General features: G+C 67.6%; 16 protein-coding genes and 1 pseudogene. 9 read left to right on the top strand and 8 right to left on the bottom strand.

Annotated elements, in window-relative coordinates:
* Positions 1–4: 4 nt before the first annotated feature.
* The 4 genes from ON33_RS30390 to ON33_RS30375 all read right to left on the bottom strand — a co-directional run bounded on the left by ON33_RS30390 (position 5) and on the right by ON33_RS30375 (position 3,856).
* On the bottom strand, positions 5–946 hold the full coding sequence (locus ON33_RS30390; RefSeq protein WP_063711100.1) for an alpha/beta hydrolase: 942 nt from the start codon (positions 944–946) through the stop codon (positions 5–7).
* On the bottom strand, positions 946–2,433 hold the full coding sequence (locus tag ON33_RS30385) for an aldehyde dehydrogenase family protein (protein WP_040862518.1): 1,488 nt from the start codon (positions 2,431–2,433) through the stop codon (positions 946–948). The genes ON33_RS30390 and ON33_RS30385 overlap by 1 nt, the downstream gene beginning before the upstream one ends.
* A complete protein-coding gene (locus ON33_RS30380) occupies positions 2,430–2,939 on the bottom strand; it encodes an SRPBCC family protein (RefSeq protein ID WP_040862517.1) in 510 nt (169 codons plus the stop codon). The genes ON33_RS30385 and ON33_RS30380 overlap by 4 nt, the downstream gene beginning before the upstream one ends.
* 188 nt (positions 2,940–3,127) lie before the next feature.
* The gene (locus ON33_RS30375) at positions 3,128–3,856 is read right to left on the bottom strand and encodes a TetR/AcrR family transcriptional regulator (protein WP_051153082.1); all 729 of its coding nucleotides are present in this window, start codon (positions 3,854–3,856) and stop codon (positions 3,128–3,130) included.
* An 85-nt stretch (positions 3,857–3,941) separates the two neighbouring features.
* Here ON33_RS30375 and ON33_RS30370 point away from each other — a divergent pair, with 85 nt between their 5' ends.
* The 5 genes from ON33_RS30370 to ON33_RS30350 all read left to right on the top strand — a co-directional run bounded on the left by ON33_RS30370 (position 3,942) and on the right by ON33_RS30350 (position 7,420).
* On the top strand, positions 3,942–5,042 hold the full coding sequence (locus ON33_RS30370; protein WP_040862652.1) for an MBL fold metallo-hydrolase: 1,101 nt from the start codon (positions 3,942–3,944) through the stop codon (positions 5,040–5,042).
* 73 nt (positions 5,043–5,115) lie between these two features.
* A complete protein-coding gene (locus ON33_RS30365; RefSeq protein WP_040862516.1) occupies positions 5,116–5,412 on the top strand; it encodes an alcohol dehydrogenase catalytic domain-containing protein in 297 nt (98 codons plus the stop codon).
* A 39-nt stretch (positions 5,413–5,451) separates the two neighbouring features.
* Positions 5,452–6,246, top strand: coding sequence for an MBL fold metallo-hydrolase (locus ON33_RS30360; RefSeq protein WP_040862515.1), 795 nt, complete (start codon positions 5,452–5,454; stop codon positions 6,244–6,246).
* 125 nt (positions 6,247–6,371) lie between these two features.
* Entirely contained in the window at positions 6,372–6,878 is a 507-nt protein-coding gene (locus ON33_RS30355) for a VOC family protein (RefSeq protein ID WP_245550843.1), read from the top strand.
* 32 nt (positions 6,879–6,910) lie between these two features.
* The gene (locus tag ON33_RS30350) at positions 6,911–7,420 is read left to right on the top strand and encodes a carboxymuconolactone decarboxylase family protein (protein WP_218001529.1); all 510 of its coding nucleotides are present in this window, start codon (positions 6,911–6,913) and stop codon (positions 7,418–7,420) included.
* A 351-nt stretch (positions 7,421–7,771) separates the two neighbouring features.
* On the opposite strand, the gene ON33_RS30345 is transcribed toward ON33_RS30350, so the two are convergent.
* From ON33_RS30345 to ON33_RS30330, 4 genes are all read right to left on the bottom strand, one after another.
* Positions 7,772–8,560: a maleylpyruvate isomerase N-terminal domain-containing protein gene (locus tag ON33_RS30345; protein WP_040862513.1), complete on the bottom strand. Its 789-nt coding sequence runs from the start codon at positions 8,558–8,560 to the stop codon at positions 7,772–7,774.
* A 131-nt stretch (positions 8,561–8,691) separates the two neighbouring features.
* Positions 8,692–9,273 carry a hypothetical protein gene (locus tag ON33_RS41775; protein WP_157184791.1) on the bottom strand — a complete coding sequence of 194 codons (582 nt, stop codon included), beginning with the start codon at positions 9,271–9,273 and terminating at the stop codon, positions 8,692–8,694.
* A gap of 9 nt (positions 9,274–9,282) precedes the next feature.
* A complete protein-coding gene (locus tag ON33_RS30335) occupies positions 9,283–9,552 on the bottom strand; it encodes a hypothetical protein (protein WP_157184790.1) in 270 nt (89 codons plus the stop codon).
* Positions 9,549–9,857, bottom strand: a complete 309-nt coding sequence (locus ON33_RS30330) for a hypothetical protein (protein WP_040862510.1) — start codon at positions 9,855–9,857, stop codon at positions 9,549–9,551. Before ON33_RS30330 ends, ON33_RS30335 begins: the two co-directional genes overlap by 4 nt.
* Before the next feature lie 249 nt (positions 9,858–10,106).
* Here ON33_RS30330 and ON33_RS30325 point away from each other — a divergent pair.
* The 4 genes and pseudogenes from ON33_RS30325 to ON33_RS30310 all read left to right on the top strand — a co-directional run bounded on the left by ON33_RS30325 (position 10,107) and on the right by ON33_RS30310 (position 15,447).
* Positions 10,107–10,996: pseudogene (locus ON33_RS30325) on the top strand (alpha/beta fold hydrolase).
* Positions 10,997–11,690: 694 nt separating this feature from the next.
* Positions 11,691–14,144, top strand: a complete 2,454-nt coding sequence (gene lon / locus ON33_RS30320) for an endopeptidase La (RefSeq protein WP_040862509.1) — start codon at positions 11,691–11,693, stop codon at positions 14,142–14,144.
* 128 nt (positions 14,145–14,272) lie between these two features.
* The gene (locus ON33_RS30315) at positions 14,273–15,079 is read left to right on the top strand and encodes a heavy metal-binding domain-containing protein (RefSeq protein ID WP_040862508.1); all 807 of its coding nucleotides are present in this window, start codon (positions 14,273–14,275) and stop codon (positions 15,077–15,079) included.
* Complete coding sequence (locus ON33_RS30310; RefSeq protein ID WP_040862507.1) at positions 15,076–15,447, top strand: DUF5073 family protein; 372 nt, start codon at positions 15,076–15,078, stop codon at positions 15,445–15,447. Before ON33_RS30315 ends, ON33_RS30310 begins: the two co-directional genes overlap by 4 nt.
* Positions 15,448–15,463: the final 16 nt, after the last annotated feature.

Below are 15,463 nucleotides of genomic sequence, written 5' to 3'. Positions count from 1 at the left end.
CAAGTCAGACCGCGGCCGCGGCCGGGTCGAGCATCGAGGAGACGAATCGGGCGGCGGCGCGATAGGCGAACCGCGATTCCGGGATCAGCGCGGGCAGCGCCTGGAACACGTGCATCTGATCCGGCCACACCTGCAACTCGCAGACCGCGCCCGCGTCGGTCCAGCGTCGGGCGAGCGCGATGGCGTCGCCGCCGAAGAACTCGGTGTCGCTGGTGTGAATGAGCGTGGGCGGCAATCGCATTCCGCGCACCGGGCGCAGTTCGAGTGGTGTGCCGGTGAACAGGGCGACGGCGCGCCGGGATACCTCGATCGAGAGCAGTCCCTCCGCCGCCGCGCCCTCGTGGCCGGCGGCGACCTCGAGCGTCAGATCGGCCATCGGTGAGAACAGCACCAGCGCGCCGGGCTGCGGCCGCCCGGCCCCGGCATTCGCGATGACCAGGTCCGCGGCGAGATAGCCGCCCGCCGAGTCACCGGCGACCACGATCCGGTCCGCGGCGAAGCCCTGGGCGAGCAGCCACTGGAAGGCCGCCGAAACATCCTGGGGCGCAGCGGGAAACGGATGCTCGGGGGCGCGACGGTAGTCCACTGCGAACACCGGCATCCGGGTCGCGGTGGAGAATCGCGACGCCACACCCCGGTATCCGGCCGCCGATCCCGCCACGAACCCTCCCCCATGGACATAGAGCACGGCGCGATCCGTCCGCTCGGCCTTGGGGCCCCGCACCCACTCGCCGCGCACCCGCGTCTGTCGCACCTGCTCGATCTCGGTGCCGCGCAGGGTCGGCGCGGCCGTCCGCAGCGCGTGATCGATCAGCACCCGGATCGGCGGCAGCGTGCGCGCGTTCACCGGCAGGTGCGCGGCCAGGCCGCGCACCGTCAGCGCCGAGAGCCGCCGGACCGAGCGCGCCTGCCACGATCCGCGTTCGGCCGATACCCGCGTGGCCATCACGGGAGCCGTCCGTGTAGCACCGAGACCAGTAGGTCGACGACGGCGTCGGTGAGCGGGCCGCGACCGAAGCTGGTCAGCGCCAGCGGCGAGGAGAACCGCTGCCGCGTGGTCGCTTTCGCATAGGTGAACTCGCGCAGCCCGTCCGGCCCGTGCACCCGCCCGAATCCGGACGCTCCCACCCCGCCCAGGGGCAGCGTGGGCACGGTGGCGTGCGCGACGAACGCGTTGATCGAGGTGCCGCCGGCGCGGATGCGGTCGGCGATCTCGCGGCCGTGCCGGCGGGCGAACACGGTCGCGCCGAGTCCGTAGGCACTGGCATTGACCCGCTCGACCGCATCGTCCATGTCGGCCACCCGCGTGACGGTCAGCGTCGGGCCGAAGGTCTCCTCGGTCACCGCCGAACAGTCCTCGGGGACATCCACCAGAATGGTGGGCTGCACGAACTGGCCGGCTATCAGGTCCGGACCGCCCAGCACCGCCCGCCCGCCCAGCGCGAGCGCGTCCGCGAGATGGCGGCGGATCACCTCCAGCTGTTTGGGCATGGTGATCGGGCCGATCTGCGCCGCCCCCTGCCCCGCCCGCAGCCCGCGGGCCGAATCCACCAGCAGCTCGACGAATTCGTCGTAGACCTCGGTGTGCACGTAGACGCGCTCCACGCCCAGGCAGGTCTGCCCGGCATTGGACATGCCGCCCCAGAGGGCCGCGTCGGCGGCGGCCGCCAGATCGGCGTCCGCGTCGACGAGCAACGCGTCCTTGCCGCCGCATTCCATCAGCACCGGGGTGAGCGTTTCCGCGCACGCGGCCATCACCCGTTTGCCGGTTTCGGTCGATCCGGTGAAGCCGATCTTGCCGACCCCGGCCCGGCACAGCGCGGCGCCGGTCTCGCCCGCACCGGTGATCACCTGCAGGACAGGAATATTCGGCACCGCGCGGGCGAATGCGTCGGCGAGCCAGACGCCGACGCCGGGCGTGTACTCACTGGGTTTGAAGACGACCGTGTTTCCGGCGGCCAGCGCGAAGGAGATCGAACTCAACGGTGTGAACACCGGATAGTTCCACGGCCCGATGACGCCCACCACCCCGAAGGGCCGGTATTCCACGGTGCATTCCTGATCGAGGGTGAGCAGGCTCGCCCGCACCGATCGGCGCCCGAGCACCGAGTGCGCGTTGTGCGCGGCCCACTTCAGATGTTCGAGGGCCATCGCGATCTCGAGCTTCGCGTCCGAGATCGGCTTGCCCATCTCCTCGGACATGACCCGGGCGAGATCGGCTCGGCCCCGGGAGATCTCGGCGCGCCAGCGATCCAGGCTCCGCGCCCGGTCCGCGAAATTCAGTGCGGCCCACCACGACGCGGCGGCCTCGGCCCGGGCCACGGCGGCGTCGACGTCGCCGGCGGTGTGTACGGGGTACCGGCCCACGACCCTGCCGGTGGCGGGGTTGCGGACGTCGAGGGTGAGCTGTGCCGACTCGGTCTCGATGGTCATCGTCGGGCCTCCAGCCGCGCCCGGCGCGCGGTGCCTTCGGCGATCGTCCTGGTGACGTACCGGTTGACCGGACCGGCCGCCGCGAGCAAAGGCCGCAGTGCCGCATGCCCTTCGAACGCGAAGGTCCAGGTCAGTCGAGTACCGGTCTCGGCCGGCCGGAGTTGAAGGTCCTCGGCGAAGTGTTTCAGGCCGGGAATCGACGCGGCGTCGACCGTGAAGGTCATGCGCGAGCCCTCCTCCCAGCGGTAGAACCTCTCCCGCAACCGGACGAACCCGCCGAGCGTCACCAGGCGAGTGGTGCCGGGCCCGAACGGCCGCGGGGAGGTCCATTCCGCCGCGGTGACGACCGCCGACCACGAGACGAGCGCGTCGTCGGCGACCAGCAGGTCCCAGACCTGCTGTGGGCTCCGGGGAATCTCGACCACGTGCCGATATCGATGCGCGGCATTGGTCAGAAAGGTGTCGTCGGTCGGCGTGAGCGCGAAGCGCGCACTGTCGTCAGCCATGACGAGACGGTAACAAGGCAACATTATTCATTGCAATGTTGCGGCTACAAATCCATGAAGATGTTGCGGCACTCCCGGTGGTTCGGCGTCTCGGTTTCTCGCGAATTCACCGCACTCGTTGCAGGCCAGGTCTTCGTAGTCGGCAGTGTGGTGCCGCGGTTGCGCCCGAGCGGGATGGCGTCGCTGTCCTAATGGTCGGCCTGCTGGGCCCGGTCGCTGTCGAGCCCGGAGGTGATGAGCCGGACGGCCAGGTCGATGGTGAAGTCGAACTCGCGGTCGCGGTCGAATCGGGCGAGGTAGGGCGCGGCGAGGCCGACTTGCGGCAGTCCGGCTGATTCGAGCGTCTGCTGCCGCTCGGCGATTTCCTCAGGGTCGGTTGTTCCGAATGTGGGGCCGGCCGATACCTCACGAAGCAGGGTCCCGATCAGCGTGGCCAGCAGCGTCCGCATCAAGTGGACCGCGTGCTCGGGGCCGCACCCGGTGCGCCGCAGCACCGCGAGGGTGGCTTCGATGGGAGCCAGACCCGCGGTCGAGGAAAGCTGGCGGGTCAGAACCAATGTCGCGGCCTGGGGGTGGGCGAGGGTGATACGGCGGAACTCATGGGCCCACGCGCGAAGGTCGCCTTCCAGGGAGTCGGTCGCCGCGGGCGGGCGTAGCTGCTCGAGCAGGGACTCGGCGACCGCATCGAGTAGGTCGTCCTTGCCGTCGACGTAGTGGTAGAGGCTTTTGGCGTCCACTCCCAGCACGCGGCTGACCGAGCGCATGGTCACGGCGTCGATGCCATCGGCGTCGATCACCGACAGTGCCGCCTCCCGGACCGCTTGCCGCGAGAGCTGCGTTTGCGTCTTCGGCGGCCGCCCGCGCCGAGGCGCGCTCGGCGATGGCTGGCTTGCTGTCGCACCGGTCGTGGCCTTCATTCTTCCCACCCTTGCATATTTCCACAGTGTGGGTTTAATCTGCATTAATCCCACGCTGTGGAATTAATGACATGAGGTGTACCCGATGCAAATGCCGTGGCGACAAGGTGACGTGCTGGACCTGGCGAGCATCGGCTCGCGGGTCGACAGCCTGACCGATCTCTCGATGATCGATGGCGGCCCGGGCGCCAGGCTCACCGCGGTCCGGACACAGGCTGCGGCATTCCGGAAGGAATTCGTCCAGACCGGCACGCCCGACAGCGTCAGCACCTGCGATCTGGTGACGCTGCCCTATCCCACGCGGTTCGGCTTGTTCCGCGCTTCCCGCGCGATCGCCCCGTTCCTGTCGATCACCAACCGGATGCTGGTGATCCGGTGGCACGAGAGCGACGGGACGCCGCGGGTGCTGCTGTTCGAGCCCAGCGACGTCGAACTGGGCCGCTACACACCGTATTTCGACGAGCTCGCCGGCCGCACCCCCGATATCGTCTCGAATCTGATGGTTACCGAGCACGGCACTGTGCTCGGTCACCTGTCGCGACTGGGGATCGACCCAGGCGAGGTCGACTATCTGATGTTCGACCACCTGCACACCCAGGACCTGCGGCGCTGGATCGGCACCACCGAACACCAAACCGATCTGGGCGCGCAGCCCAAACCCGTGTTTCCGCGCGCGAAGGTCATCGTGCAACGAGACGAACTGGCCGCGATGGCGGACCTGCACCCGATGCAGCGGCCGTGGTACCAGCCCGGCGCCTATCGCGACGTCCCGCCCGAGGCGTTCCTGCCCATCGACGGATCGGTGGTGCTCGGACCCGGCGTCGCCGTGATCAAGACGCCCGGTCACGTCTTCGGTAACCAGAGCCTGGTGCTCAACACCTCCACCGGGGTGTGGGTGAGCAGCGAGAACGTGATCGCCGCCGAATGTTTGACACCGGAGCATTCGCGATTGCCGGGGCTGGCTCGCTGGGCGAAGGAGTGGGGCCAGGAGATCGTGCTCAACGCCAACACCATCGAGACAACGGTCGATCAATACAACTCGATCGTGTTGGAGAAGACACTCGCCGACCGGAGCGAGAAGGACTCCCGCTTCCTGCAGTTCTTCCCGTCGAGCGAACTGACCGCGGCCTGGACCAATCCCGGCACCTCGCCGACGTTCACCCACGGTGCCATCAACCACCACTGACCCGGGGCGAAGGCGCCGACTCATCGTCGACCCCGCTGGTCCGTATTCCCATGCTGTGAAAGGAAACCCGCACATGCGTGCACTCATCGGCGGAGCCGGGCCGAACTGGCAGCTGCGCGATGTCGACGCGCCGAGCCGGCTCGGCGCGGTTCGCATCCAGGTCATGGCCGCCGGTCCCAACCGCGCGGACCTGTACGCGCTCGACGGCAGCTACACCGCCAACTCCCAGGAGGCCGGTGAGTTCACCGCGGGCATGGAAGTCGCCGGTATCGTGGAGACTTCGAGCCCGCCGGCCTCGCACCTGCGCCGCGGCGAACTGGGACGGCACCAACCCGATCCAGGTCATCGACCCGGCGCTGCTCAACGGTGATCCGGCCGCCATGGAAGAGATGAAGGCGGCGCTGGTCGGATGAAAGTTCACCATCTCAACTGCGGCACCATGCACCCGCGCGCCACACCTGCCGGGTTGGTCTGCCACGTCCTGCTGGTGGAGACACCTCACGGGCTCGCCCTCGTCGATTCGGGCCTGGGCCTGCATGATGCCCAGTCTCCCGCCGAGCGATTCGGCCCGGGACGCTTCTACGTCCGGCCCGTCTTCGACCCCGCCGAAGCGGCGATCTCCCAAATCCGGAAGTTCGGCTTCGAACCGGAGGATGTGCGCCACGTCGTGCTCACCCACTTCGACGCCGATCACGCCGGTGGACTCTCCGACTTCCCGTGGGCCCAGGTCCACCTCACCAGCGTGGAATCCTTCGCCGCCCAGCACCCCCACACCATGATGGAACGCGAGCGCTACCTCCCGGCCCAACGCGCTCACGAGCCGAAGCTCGTCGAACACACCCCGGCGGCAGGAGAATCCTGGCGCGGGTTCGCCGGCGCCGAAGAACTCACCGACATCGCCCCCGGCATCGTCTTGATCAACCTGCCCGGCCACAGTCGCGGACACGCAGCCGTGGCCGTCGATGCCGGCGACCGGTGGGTACTGCACGTCGGCGACTCCTTCTATCACCACGGTCAGCTCGACGGATCGCACTCCGCACCACGCGCGCTCACCGCGATGGAACGGGTCATCGCCCACGACTGGAAACAGGTGAGGGCCAACCACGAACGCCTGACCGAGCTGTGGACCGCCGCCGACCCGGACCTGCTGCTGGTCAATTCCCACGACCCATACCTGCTCGACCGCGCCCTCGGACGGGCCTGACCCCCGGTCTGTCCGAACCGCACACGCGAGCGGATGCGGTGCGGCGCCGCCCACCGGCGGAGCCGTGTCAACCACGAACAGAAAGTAACAACACTATGAGCCGGATCTTCGGCAACATCGCCCAAATGGGTTATGTCGTACGCGATATCAACGCCGAGATGCAGCGGTGGCTCACTCACGGCGTGGGCCCCTGGTTCTATGTCCACGATGTACAGACCGACTACTTCACCCATCGCGGCAGCGAATCGCCGATGAAAATGAGTGTCGCCCTGGCCAATTCCGGCGACGTTCAGATCGAGCTGATCCAGCCCCGCAACGACGCGCCCTCGCTGTATCGGGAGTTCCTCGAATCCGGTCGTGAGGGCCTGCAGCACATCGCCTACTGGACCGAGGACTACCAGGGTCTCTACGACAAGGCGCTGTCACTGGGCTACGAGGTGGGCCACGAAGGGTCGATCGGCGGTGAGCAGGGGCGTTTCGCCTACTTCGACACCGAGAAGACCTTCGGCCACATCATCGAGATCTCCGATATCAGCGGCCCCAAAGGTCAATTCTTCCGCTACATCCGGGAAGTCGCCGCGACCTGGGACGGCGGCGAGCCCATCCGCGGCGACCTCGACAAGCTCGCCTGACCACAGACTGTCCTGACCAAGAAGAGGCTGCCATGACCACCATCAGCTACCCGGACTCGACCACCCTGCCCGCCGCGCTGCAAGAAGCGCTGACCACGCACTCGGCGAACGTCTACCGCATGATCGCGCATTCCCACGGCATGGCAATGAGCTTTCTGAACATGGCCGATGCCATGCTGCAAACCAACTCGGTACCCTTCCCGCTGCGTGAGCTGGCGATCCTGCGGGTGGGCCACGTCTACGAAGCCGCCTACGAACTGCACCACCACGAGAGGTTCGCCCGCGCGGTCGGGCTCGGTGAAGACGCGATCGCAGCGGCCGTCACCGGACACGGAGACGCTCTCGGCGCGGAGGAAGCCGCGGTACTGCGCTGGACCGACAAGCTCCTGCAGGAGCACACACTCGACGCGGCCACCCGCGCCGAGGCCCTCCAGATATTCACGGTCACCGAACTGGCCGACTTTGTACTCACCGTCGGCTTCTACCAGCTGGTCTGCAACTTCCTCAACGCCTTCGACGTCACCACCGAAGGCGAAAGCTGAGGCGCCACCGCTGAACACCGCCGACGCAGTCCTGTATTCGAGAACACGTCTTCTGCTGTAGGCCCTCACCCGAATTTCCTATGTGAACAGATTTCTCAGTAGATTGTCGGACTTGTTTCTCACCAACTTGTCGGAATCCGCAGTGTAGGTATCTACCGCAGATAAGAGCGCATTATCTGCGGTCGTACCCGCTTAGCGCCGGATCTCACAGAGGTGGGATGCCAGGCGGTTCCGTCGCGCCAAGGGCTCGCTCGCGCGGGCGACTCCAGAATTTATCTGCGGCATCCCGCTGGATTGATAGCCGAACCGCTTAGCGTGACTTTTCGCGGATCTGTCCCTCAACCCCTGCCCTCACACGATGTTCACGTCGTCGAGAAATCGGACGGCATAATCCGCGTCGCCGCGGATCCGTACGTCTCGATCACGCCAGCAGACGCGGCTTGTCGCCCATTCCGGGAATTCGCCGGACCGGCTCTCGATGGTCGCGGCCGCTGGACCGTCGGAGCGGCCCGCACTGATCGAACCACCGGGATGAACCCGCCAGATGCCGCCGCCCGGGCCACCCAGCACGATATCGAGCGGGTAAGAGAGCCAATGGGTTTCGGCGGATTCGAGTTGGTTGCTCAATACCGCGAACATCCAGTCGAGCACACCGGCCATTCGGGCCGGGTCGGTCTCCGGGATCCCGCGATCCAATGCCGGAGCGATGTCGAATCGCAGATGGGTGTGGTGGTCGAACAGCATCGCGCCGGACAACAGCATTCCAGCCGGGAAACGGCCCAGTTCGCCGAGAGGCAATGGCAGCCGGCCCAGGGGTGTGCGGGCCAGCGCTGTCGAAACGGTCGCGAAACACCGGCTCCAGGTTTTGTACTCGGCGAACACACGCGCTGATGGCCATTCGCGGCGCTGATCGACGAACAGGTCATTGGTCCGCTCGATGTCGTCAGTGCGCATGATGGTCAGCAGTGCCGGAGTGAAGACTGCCCGGCAGCCGGAACCCAGATGCGCCACCACGTCCTGGACCCGCCAGCCCGCCGCCCGGCTCGGGGCCCGCCACTCAGCCTCGTCGAGTTCGCCGCAGAAGCGCACCATGTCAGCGCGTTCACGGCGCAGGGCGGCTGCCAGTTCAGGCGTTTTCATGGTCGAATCCTCCTAGCCGTCATGCATTCGGGAAGCACCCCGGATACCACTCCTGTTCCTGCTTGATCGCGCCCGGCGTGATGTGGTCACCGTCGAATTTCACCGAAGAATATTTGCAATCAGCTCCAGCCTTACCGCTCGGGTTGCCCGGCACCGTGCGAGGCGCACCAGCCCCACTCGGTGTCGTAGCGGCCTCCGATCGCGGTGCACGCCGCAAGCCGATGCTGTTCGAACAACTGGTCCGCCTGCGCCCGACTTGTCGCGGCGGCCGCCGAAGAGATTGCCGCTGATGTGGCCGCCGCGGAGGCGGACACCTGGGAGTCGACGGCGTTGTCGCACTTCTGGATCGCTTCGTCGGCGATCGCGTGTGCCTGCGGCGGCGGGGCGCCCACGTCATCAGCGAGGTTCTGGTCGTACCACGGGTGTCCGCTGTTGTCGCCGGTTGCCAGGTAGTGCAGGAGCTGCTGGCCGAAGTCGCACTCTCTGTGACGGGCCGCGACCAGACCATTCGCGGGTCCGGCAGAGTTAGGAGACGTCGGCAAGGTGGATACCGGCGCTCCCGGGCAGGCGAAGATCGGGGTGCCCAGTCCACACGTCGGCCGCTGTAAGAGCTGTGATGCGAGCATCCGGTGATCGCCGCGGCAACCACGAATACGGTGCCGGCACTGCGACACGACACTCGCTCGCCGCGGGCGCACCACCTGGTTGATCACCAGCGCGGATTAACGGTCGGCAGCCCAGTTTCGGTAGGTAGCAAGCGCGGTCTCATACGCGATGCCCAGCTCACGCCAGGCGCCGAGTAGATGCTGGTGTGTGCGGTCGCTGGCCTGGGTCAGTTGCTGGCGGCGGCCGGGATCGGGGACGTGGGGCAGTCCGGCGTCGAGACGGTCGAGTCGTTCCCAGACCGACAGCAGGTCCTCCAGCTCGGGGACGCCACGCCGGCGCGTGAGTGCGTCGTCGAGCTCGGCGTACTGCTCACCCATCCCGCTCATCGCTGGCTCCCGAGTGTCGGGAACAGCGAGTCACGTTCCTCGTCGGTGAGGTTGACCAGCCACACCGCGGCCCACGGGTTCCAGCGGTTGTCGATCCACACTTCCGCTCGCGTCTCGCGCAGCAGCACCGCCCGCATCCGGCCGCGCTGCGGCTCGGTGATCGGACTGCCGTCGAACTCGTCGAGCTTGTCCTGCCGCACGGTGGTCGCCCACCCCAGCTGCGCGTCGGTCCCGGTCGGCTCCGGCCGGCCCGCGGCGCGGGCCTTGGCGGCGTTGTCCTCGTTGATGGCATCGTACTCACCCATCAGATGATGCTGCGCCGCAACCGATCCGCCCCGCACCTAGCAGAGCGTTCGGTACGCCGCCTACCCCCGGGGTTCAGCCGGACTGAAGCTACTTCGGCGGGAACCCACCGCTTTCGGTCGTGAGAGCCTGTTTGCGGCGGCGGGCTTTCAGCTTGCAGTCCGTTCCATGGTGGTCAATCCGGCCGGGTAGGTGTTTCGCGAATGCGATCCGCAGCAGCTACTCCGTACGCTTCGCCCGAGGAGGTCGACATGCCCGAAGACACACCGGCAATTCCGTCCTGGGTGCCCCGAGACTCATACCCCTTCGAGCACCGCTATCTCGACCTGGCCGGCGCTCGTGTCCATTACGTCGACGAAGGCATCGGTCCACCCCTGCTACTTCTGCACGGCAACCCCACCTGGTCGTTTCTCTACCGTGAGTTGATCACCGATCTCGGCGGCCAATTTCGCTGCATCGCCTTGGATTACCCCGGGTTCGGCCTCTCACGCCCGGGCCCTGAATACGGTTTCACGCCCGCCGAGCACGCGACAGTCTCGAGCGATTCGTCACCGAGCTCGACCTGTCGGGCGTGACGCTCATGGTGCAGGATTGGGGCGGACCGATCGGGTTCGCGGTCGCGACGCGGCATCCGGATCGGTTCGCCGCGTTCGTGATCGGCAATACCTGGGCCTGGCCGAAATCGGATCTGGGAACGCAGGTGTTCTCCCGGACGATGGGCGGTCCGATCGGCAGCTACCTGATTCTGCGTCGAAACTTCTTCGTCGAGAGGCTCATACCGCTCGGTGTCCGGCACCGGAAGCTGTCGGAGTCGGTGATGGACGCCTACCGTGGGCCGTTCCCGACGTCCGAGTCGAGGCGTCCGATGCACGTGTTCCCTCGCGAAATCCTCGGCAGCCGACCGTTTCTCGCCGAGATCGAGCGAGGGCTGCCCGCCCTGGGTAACAAGCCCGCGTTGCTGGTGTGGCCGACGAAGGATGTGGCGTTCCGCGAACCGGAGCGTCGCCGCTGGGAGCGGGTCTTTCCCCAGCATCGCACCGTCATCCTGGAGGGCGCGGGCCACTACATCCAGGAAGACGCGCCCGAGCAGATCATCGCCGCGATCCGGGAATGGGCGCCGCAACGTGACGGTGAAGGTTGAACTAGCGACAGAACCGGGTAGGAACTAGCGACAGAACCGGGTAGTTGGCGTCGTTGCGGGTGGTGCTGTCAACCAATCCGGCTGACGCCCGCGCCGGCACGAACCCGGCCAGCCCACGCCTCCTCGACCTCACCCACCATGAAGAACCATCAGCGGACCACTCATCCGGCCGACGGCGATGATGACAGTTCATTCTCGCGTCCGGCGGCAAGGACACCCACACAACCGCTGGTCCAATACAGGCCCCGCGAGCAGGTGGCTGAGGAACCCGCCGACTGTTGGTTACCCCTGTAGGCGGGGGGACAGGGCGGCGCAGTCGCGTCACAGTGGCGACAGTGGGCCGGTGCCGCCGGTTGGACGGGTCCTAGGCCCTCCATCCGATATATAGGTTTTCCACCGCCGTGCGCGGGGTTTCTCACTATCTTGTCGCGCCGAGCTCGGGGTGCAGGTTGTCGGGATCCGACCGTGGCCGGCGGTATCCCCCAGCCGACAGGGCTGCTCGGCGGCTCGATATGCCCTGCTCCGACACGACGCGTGAGAATCGGCGACGCGTTACCGACACGAACGTGAGAACGCGACAAGTTGGTTGGGCACCGATATCTGCATGTTCGCCCCCGGCGAACATCAGGCCGGAACAATCGGTATACCCCCCGAGTTGAGTAGGTAACGCTCAACCTTGGAAGGGGTCGAAGACGTGACTACACCACAGAACCTGCCGGTCCTGTTCCTGACCGATCCGATCGTGCTCCCCGGCATGGTCGTGCCGATCGAGCTGGACGAGTCGTCGCAGGCCGCCATCGATGCCGCCCGCGCGGGCAAGGTCAACCAGGTGCTGGTCGCGCCGCGCCTCGATGAGGGATACGCCACCTATGGCGTCGTGGCCACCATCGAACAGGTCGGCCGGATGCGCGGCGGGGCGCCCGCGGCGGTGCTGAAGGCGGAGAGCCGGGCCAAGATCGGCCACGGCGTGACCGGGCCGGGCGCGGCGCTCTGGGTCGAGGCCGAGCCGGTCGAGATTCCGGCCGCCGACGGACGCACCAAAGAGCTTGCGGCCGAATACAAGAAGCTGGTCGTGTCGGTCCTGCAGCGCCGTGAGGCCTGGCAGGTCATCGACGCGGTCAATCAGATGAACGATCCGTCCACCCTGGCCGACGCGGCCGGCTGGGCGTCGTACCTGAGCAATGAGCAGAAGCGCGAGATCCTGGACACCCCGGACACCCAGGCGCGCCTGCACAAACTGATCGACTGGACCACCCAGCACATCGCCGAGACCGAGGTCAGCGAGAAGATCAGCGAGGACGTGCGCGAGGGGCTGGAGAAGCAGCAGCGCGAGTTCCTGCTGCGCCAGCAGCTCAACGCGATTCGCAAGGAGCTGGGCGAGGACGAGCCGGACGGCGCGGAGGACTACCGCACCCGCGTCGAGAACGCCGACCTGCCCGCAAACGTGCGGGAAGCCGCCCTCCGCGAGGTCGGCCGACTGGAGCGTTCCAGCGATCAGAGCCCGGAGACGGGCTGGATCCGGACCTGGCTGGACACCGTCCTGGAACTGCCGTGGAGCGTGAAAACCACCGACTCGACGGACGTTTCGGCCGCGCGCGCGGTGCTGGACGCCGACCACCACGGTCTGGAAGAGGTCAAGGACCGCATGGTCGAGTACCTGGCCGTCCGTTCCCGCCGGGCCGCCCGCGGCCTGGAGGTCGTCGGCGGACGCGGCTCCGGCGCGGTGCTGGTGCTGGTCGGTCCGCCCGGTGTCGGCAAGACCTCGCTGGGTGAGTCCGTGGCTCGGGCCCTGGGCCGCAAGTTCGTTCGCGTCGCCCTGGGCGGCGTGCGCGACGAGGCCGAGATCCGCGGTCACCGGCGCACCTACGTGGGCGCGCTGCCCGGCCGCATCGTGCGCGCCATGAAGGAGGCGGGATCGATGAATCCCGTTGTCCTGCTGGACGAGATCGACAAGGTCGGCTCGGACTTCCGCGGCGATCCCGCGGCGGCCCTGCTGGAGGTGCTGGACCCGGCGCAGAACCACACGTTCCGCGACCACTACCTGGACCTGGATCTGGATCTGTCCGACGTGCTGTTCATCGCGACCGCGAACGTCCTGGAGACGATTCCCGGCCCGCTGCTGGACCGCATGGAGCTGATCAGCGTCGACGGCTACACCGAGGCCGACAAGGTGGCCATCGCCCGCGACTTCCTGATCCCGCGGCAGCTGGAGCGCAATGCCCTGACCGCCGAGGAGGTCTCGATCACGGACGAGGCGCTGCGCGAGGTCGCCGCCAACTACACCCGGGAAGCCGGGGTGCGGCAGATGGAGCGGCTGATCGCCAAGGCGCTGCGCAAGGCGGCGACCAGGCTGTCGGAATCGGCGGACATCGCCGACACCGAAAGCCTGGTCAGCAAGCGCGAATTCGTGCCGGAGGGCCTGGGCTACGACAAGGACCTGGGCTACGACGCCGAATCCGGTGCGACCACCACGGCTTCCGGCAGGCTGGTGATCGGACTGGGTGACCTGAAGGACTACCTGGGCCGCCCGCGCTTCACCCCCGACGGGGCGGAACGCACCGCGGTCCCCGGTGTCGCAACGGGTTTGGCGGTGACCGGCGCGGGCGGCGACGTCCTCTACATCGAGGCCAATGCCGCCGAGGGCGACCGCTCGCTGACCCTGACCGGCCAGCTGGGCGACGTCATGAAGGAGTCCGCGCAGATCGCACTGACCTACGTCCGCTCCCACCTGGAGGAGATCGGCATCGAGCCGAAGGTGCTGGATCGCAATATCCACATCCACTTCCCGGCGGGCGCGGTCCCGAAGGACGGACCGTCCGCGGGCGTCACCATGGTCACCGCCCTGGTGTCGCTGGCCCTGGGCCGCCAGGTCCGCGCGGATGTCGGCATGACCGGCGAGGTCACGCTGAACGGACGGGTGCTGCCGATCGGCGGCGTGAAGCAGAAGCTGCTCGCCGCCCAGCGCGCCGGCCTGAAGACCGTGTTCATCCCGGCCCGCAACGAGCCGGACCTGGACGAGGTCCCGGCCGAGGTGCTGGCCGCCCTGGATGTCCGCCCCGTCGCCGACGTGGCCGAGATCCTGGCCTACGCCATCGAGCCGGTCGCCGAGCCGGCCTACGACGGGCGGCAGCTCAGCGCCACCGCGTAAACCGCTCGACCAGGAGCCGTGCGTGTGCACAGAACACGCACGGCTCCTTTCGTTTCGCCGGGCCGCGAGCGGTGCCGAGCCGTACGCTCGTCAGAGATCCATGGGGGATCCGACGGAGGGTGAACAGCATGCAACCGAACCAACCGAGTCAACCGCAGCAGCTCGATCAGGTTGCCGGGGAGCGTCTCTCGCACGCGAACCGCATCTTCACCTCGGATCTGTCCGTCAACGAGTTCGCGCTGCTGCACGGTGCGGGCTTCGAACCCATCGATCTGGTGATGGGGGTGTCGGTCTATCACGTCGGGTTCCAGTTCACCGGGATCCGGCAGCAGCAGGAACTGCCGGTGCTGACCGAGGCCACCTATCGGGCGCGCTGGAATGCCATGTCGCGCATGCAGGCCGAGGCCGACGCGCTCGAGGCCGACGGCGTGGTGGGGGTGCGGCTGGAATGGCGGCAGCACGGGGAATCGATGGAACATCTGGAGTTCATCGCGGTGGGGACCGCGGTGCGGTTCGCGAAATCGCCGGGCAGCTACCGGCGCCCGAACGGGCAGGCTTTCACCAGTCACCTCTCGGGGCAGGACATGGTGACCCTGATGCGCACCGGCTACGCCCCGATCGCCTTCGTCATGGGCAACTGCGTGTTCCATGTCGCGGTGCAGAGCTTCCGGCAGATGCTCAGCCAGATGGGCCGCAATATGGAGATGCCGCAGTGGACGCAGGGCAACTATCAGGCCCGCGAGCTGGCCATGTCCCGCATGCAGGCCGAGGCCGAACGGGACGGCGCGACCGGCGTCACCGGCGTCAGCGTCGATATCTCCAACTACGCCTGGGGGTATCACACGGTCGAGTTCTACGCCTCCGGCACGGCCGTCCGCCGCATCGGCGAGGGCGACCCGATCCTCCCGCAGTTCACCCTCGGAATGAACTCGTGAGCGATTTCGACACCGCGTCCGCCGCCCGCGCCATCGATGCCGCGCTCGGCGGCCCGGGCGGGCTCGGACTGGTCTTCACGGTCTTCGCGGGCGTCCCCGGGGTGACCCGGACACCGCCCCGCAAATCCCTGTTCCGCTCCGAGCCGGAGCGCGTCCGGATCGGTTCGTGGCGCTACGAGGTCACCTCCGACGAGCGCATCCGGGCGGCCCATATCGTGGGCGGCATCGTGCTGGCCGAGGAGTTGCTGCCCGCCGCGACCATTGCCCCGCACCTGGCCCGGGCGCTTGCCGAGATCGCCGCCTCGTACGGACCCAGCGCGCTGCCGCACCTCTCGGCCGCGCTGGACGTGCTGGCCGGCGCGGGCTGATTCGATGGGTGCCGGC

Source organism: Nocardia niigatensis NBRC 100131 (genome assembly GCF_000308655.1).
GTDB classification, from domain to species: domain Bacteria; phylum Actinomycetota; class Actinomycetes; order Mycobacteriales; family Mycobacteriaceae; genus Nocardia; species Nocardia niigatensis.
This window is presented reverse-complemented; position numbering and strand designations above follow the sequence as displayed.

What these genes read in the sequence shown, in the direction of transcription:
- ON33_RS30390 (WP_063711100.1), bottom strand. Translation starts at nt 946, where the DNA reads ATGGCCACGCGGGTATCGGCCGAACGCGGATCGTGGCAGGCGCGCTCG.
- ON33_RS30385 (WP_040862518.1), bottom strand. Translation starts at nt 2,433, where the DNA reads ATGACCATCGAGACCGAGTCGGCACAGCTCACCCTCGACGTCCGCAAC.
- ON33_RS30380 (WP_040862517.1), bottom strand. Translation starts at nt 2,939, where the DNA reads ATGGCTGACGACAGTGCGCGCTTCGCGCTCACGCCGACCGACGACACC.
- ON33_RS30375 (WP_051153082.1), bottom strand. Translation starts at nt 3,856, where the DNA reads ATGAAGGCCACGACCGGTGCGACAGCAAGCCAGCCATCGCCGAGCGCG.
- ON33_RS30370 (WP_040862652.1), top strand. Translation starts at nt 3,942, where the DNA reads ATGCAAATGCCGTGGCGACAAGGTGACGTGCTGGACCTGGCGAGCATC.
- ON33_RS30365 (WP_040862516.1), top strand. Translation starts at nt 5,116, where the DNA reads ATGCGTGCACTCATCGGCGGAGCCGGGCCGAACTGGCAGCTGCGCGAT.
- ON33_RS30360 (WP_040862515.1), top strand. Translation starts at nt 5,452, where the DNA reads ATGAAAGTTCACCATCTCAACTGCGGCACCATGCACCCGCGCGCCACA.
- ON33_RS30355 (WP_245550843.1), top strand. Translation starts at nt 6,372, where the DNA reads ATGGGTTATGTCGTACGCGATATCAACGCCGAGATGCAGCGGTGGCTC.
- ON33_RS30350 (WP_218001529.1), top strand. Translation starts at nt 6,911, where the DNA reads ATGACCACCATCAGCTACCCGGACTCGACCACCCTGCCCGCCGCGCTG.
- ON33_RS30345 (WP_040862513.1), bottom strand. Translation starts at nt 8,560, where the DNA reads ATGAAAACGCCTGAACTGGCAGCCGCCCTGCGCCGTGAACGCGCTGAC.
- ON33_RS30335 (WP_157184790.1), bottom strand. Translation starts at nt 9,552, where the DNA reads ATGAGCGGGATGGGTGAGCAGTACGCCGAGCTCGACGACGCACTCACG.
- ON33_RS30330 (WP_040862510.1), bottom strand. Translation starts at nt 9,857, where the DNA reads ATGGGTGAGTACGATGCCATCAACGAGGACAACGCCGCCAAGGCCCGC.
- ON33_RS30315 (WP_040862508.1), top strand. Translation starts at nt 14,273, where the DNA reads ATGCAACCGAACCAACCGAGTCAACCGCAGCAGCTCGATCAGGTTGCC.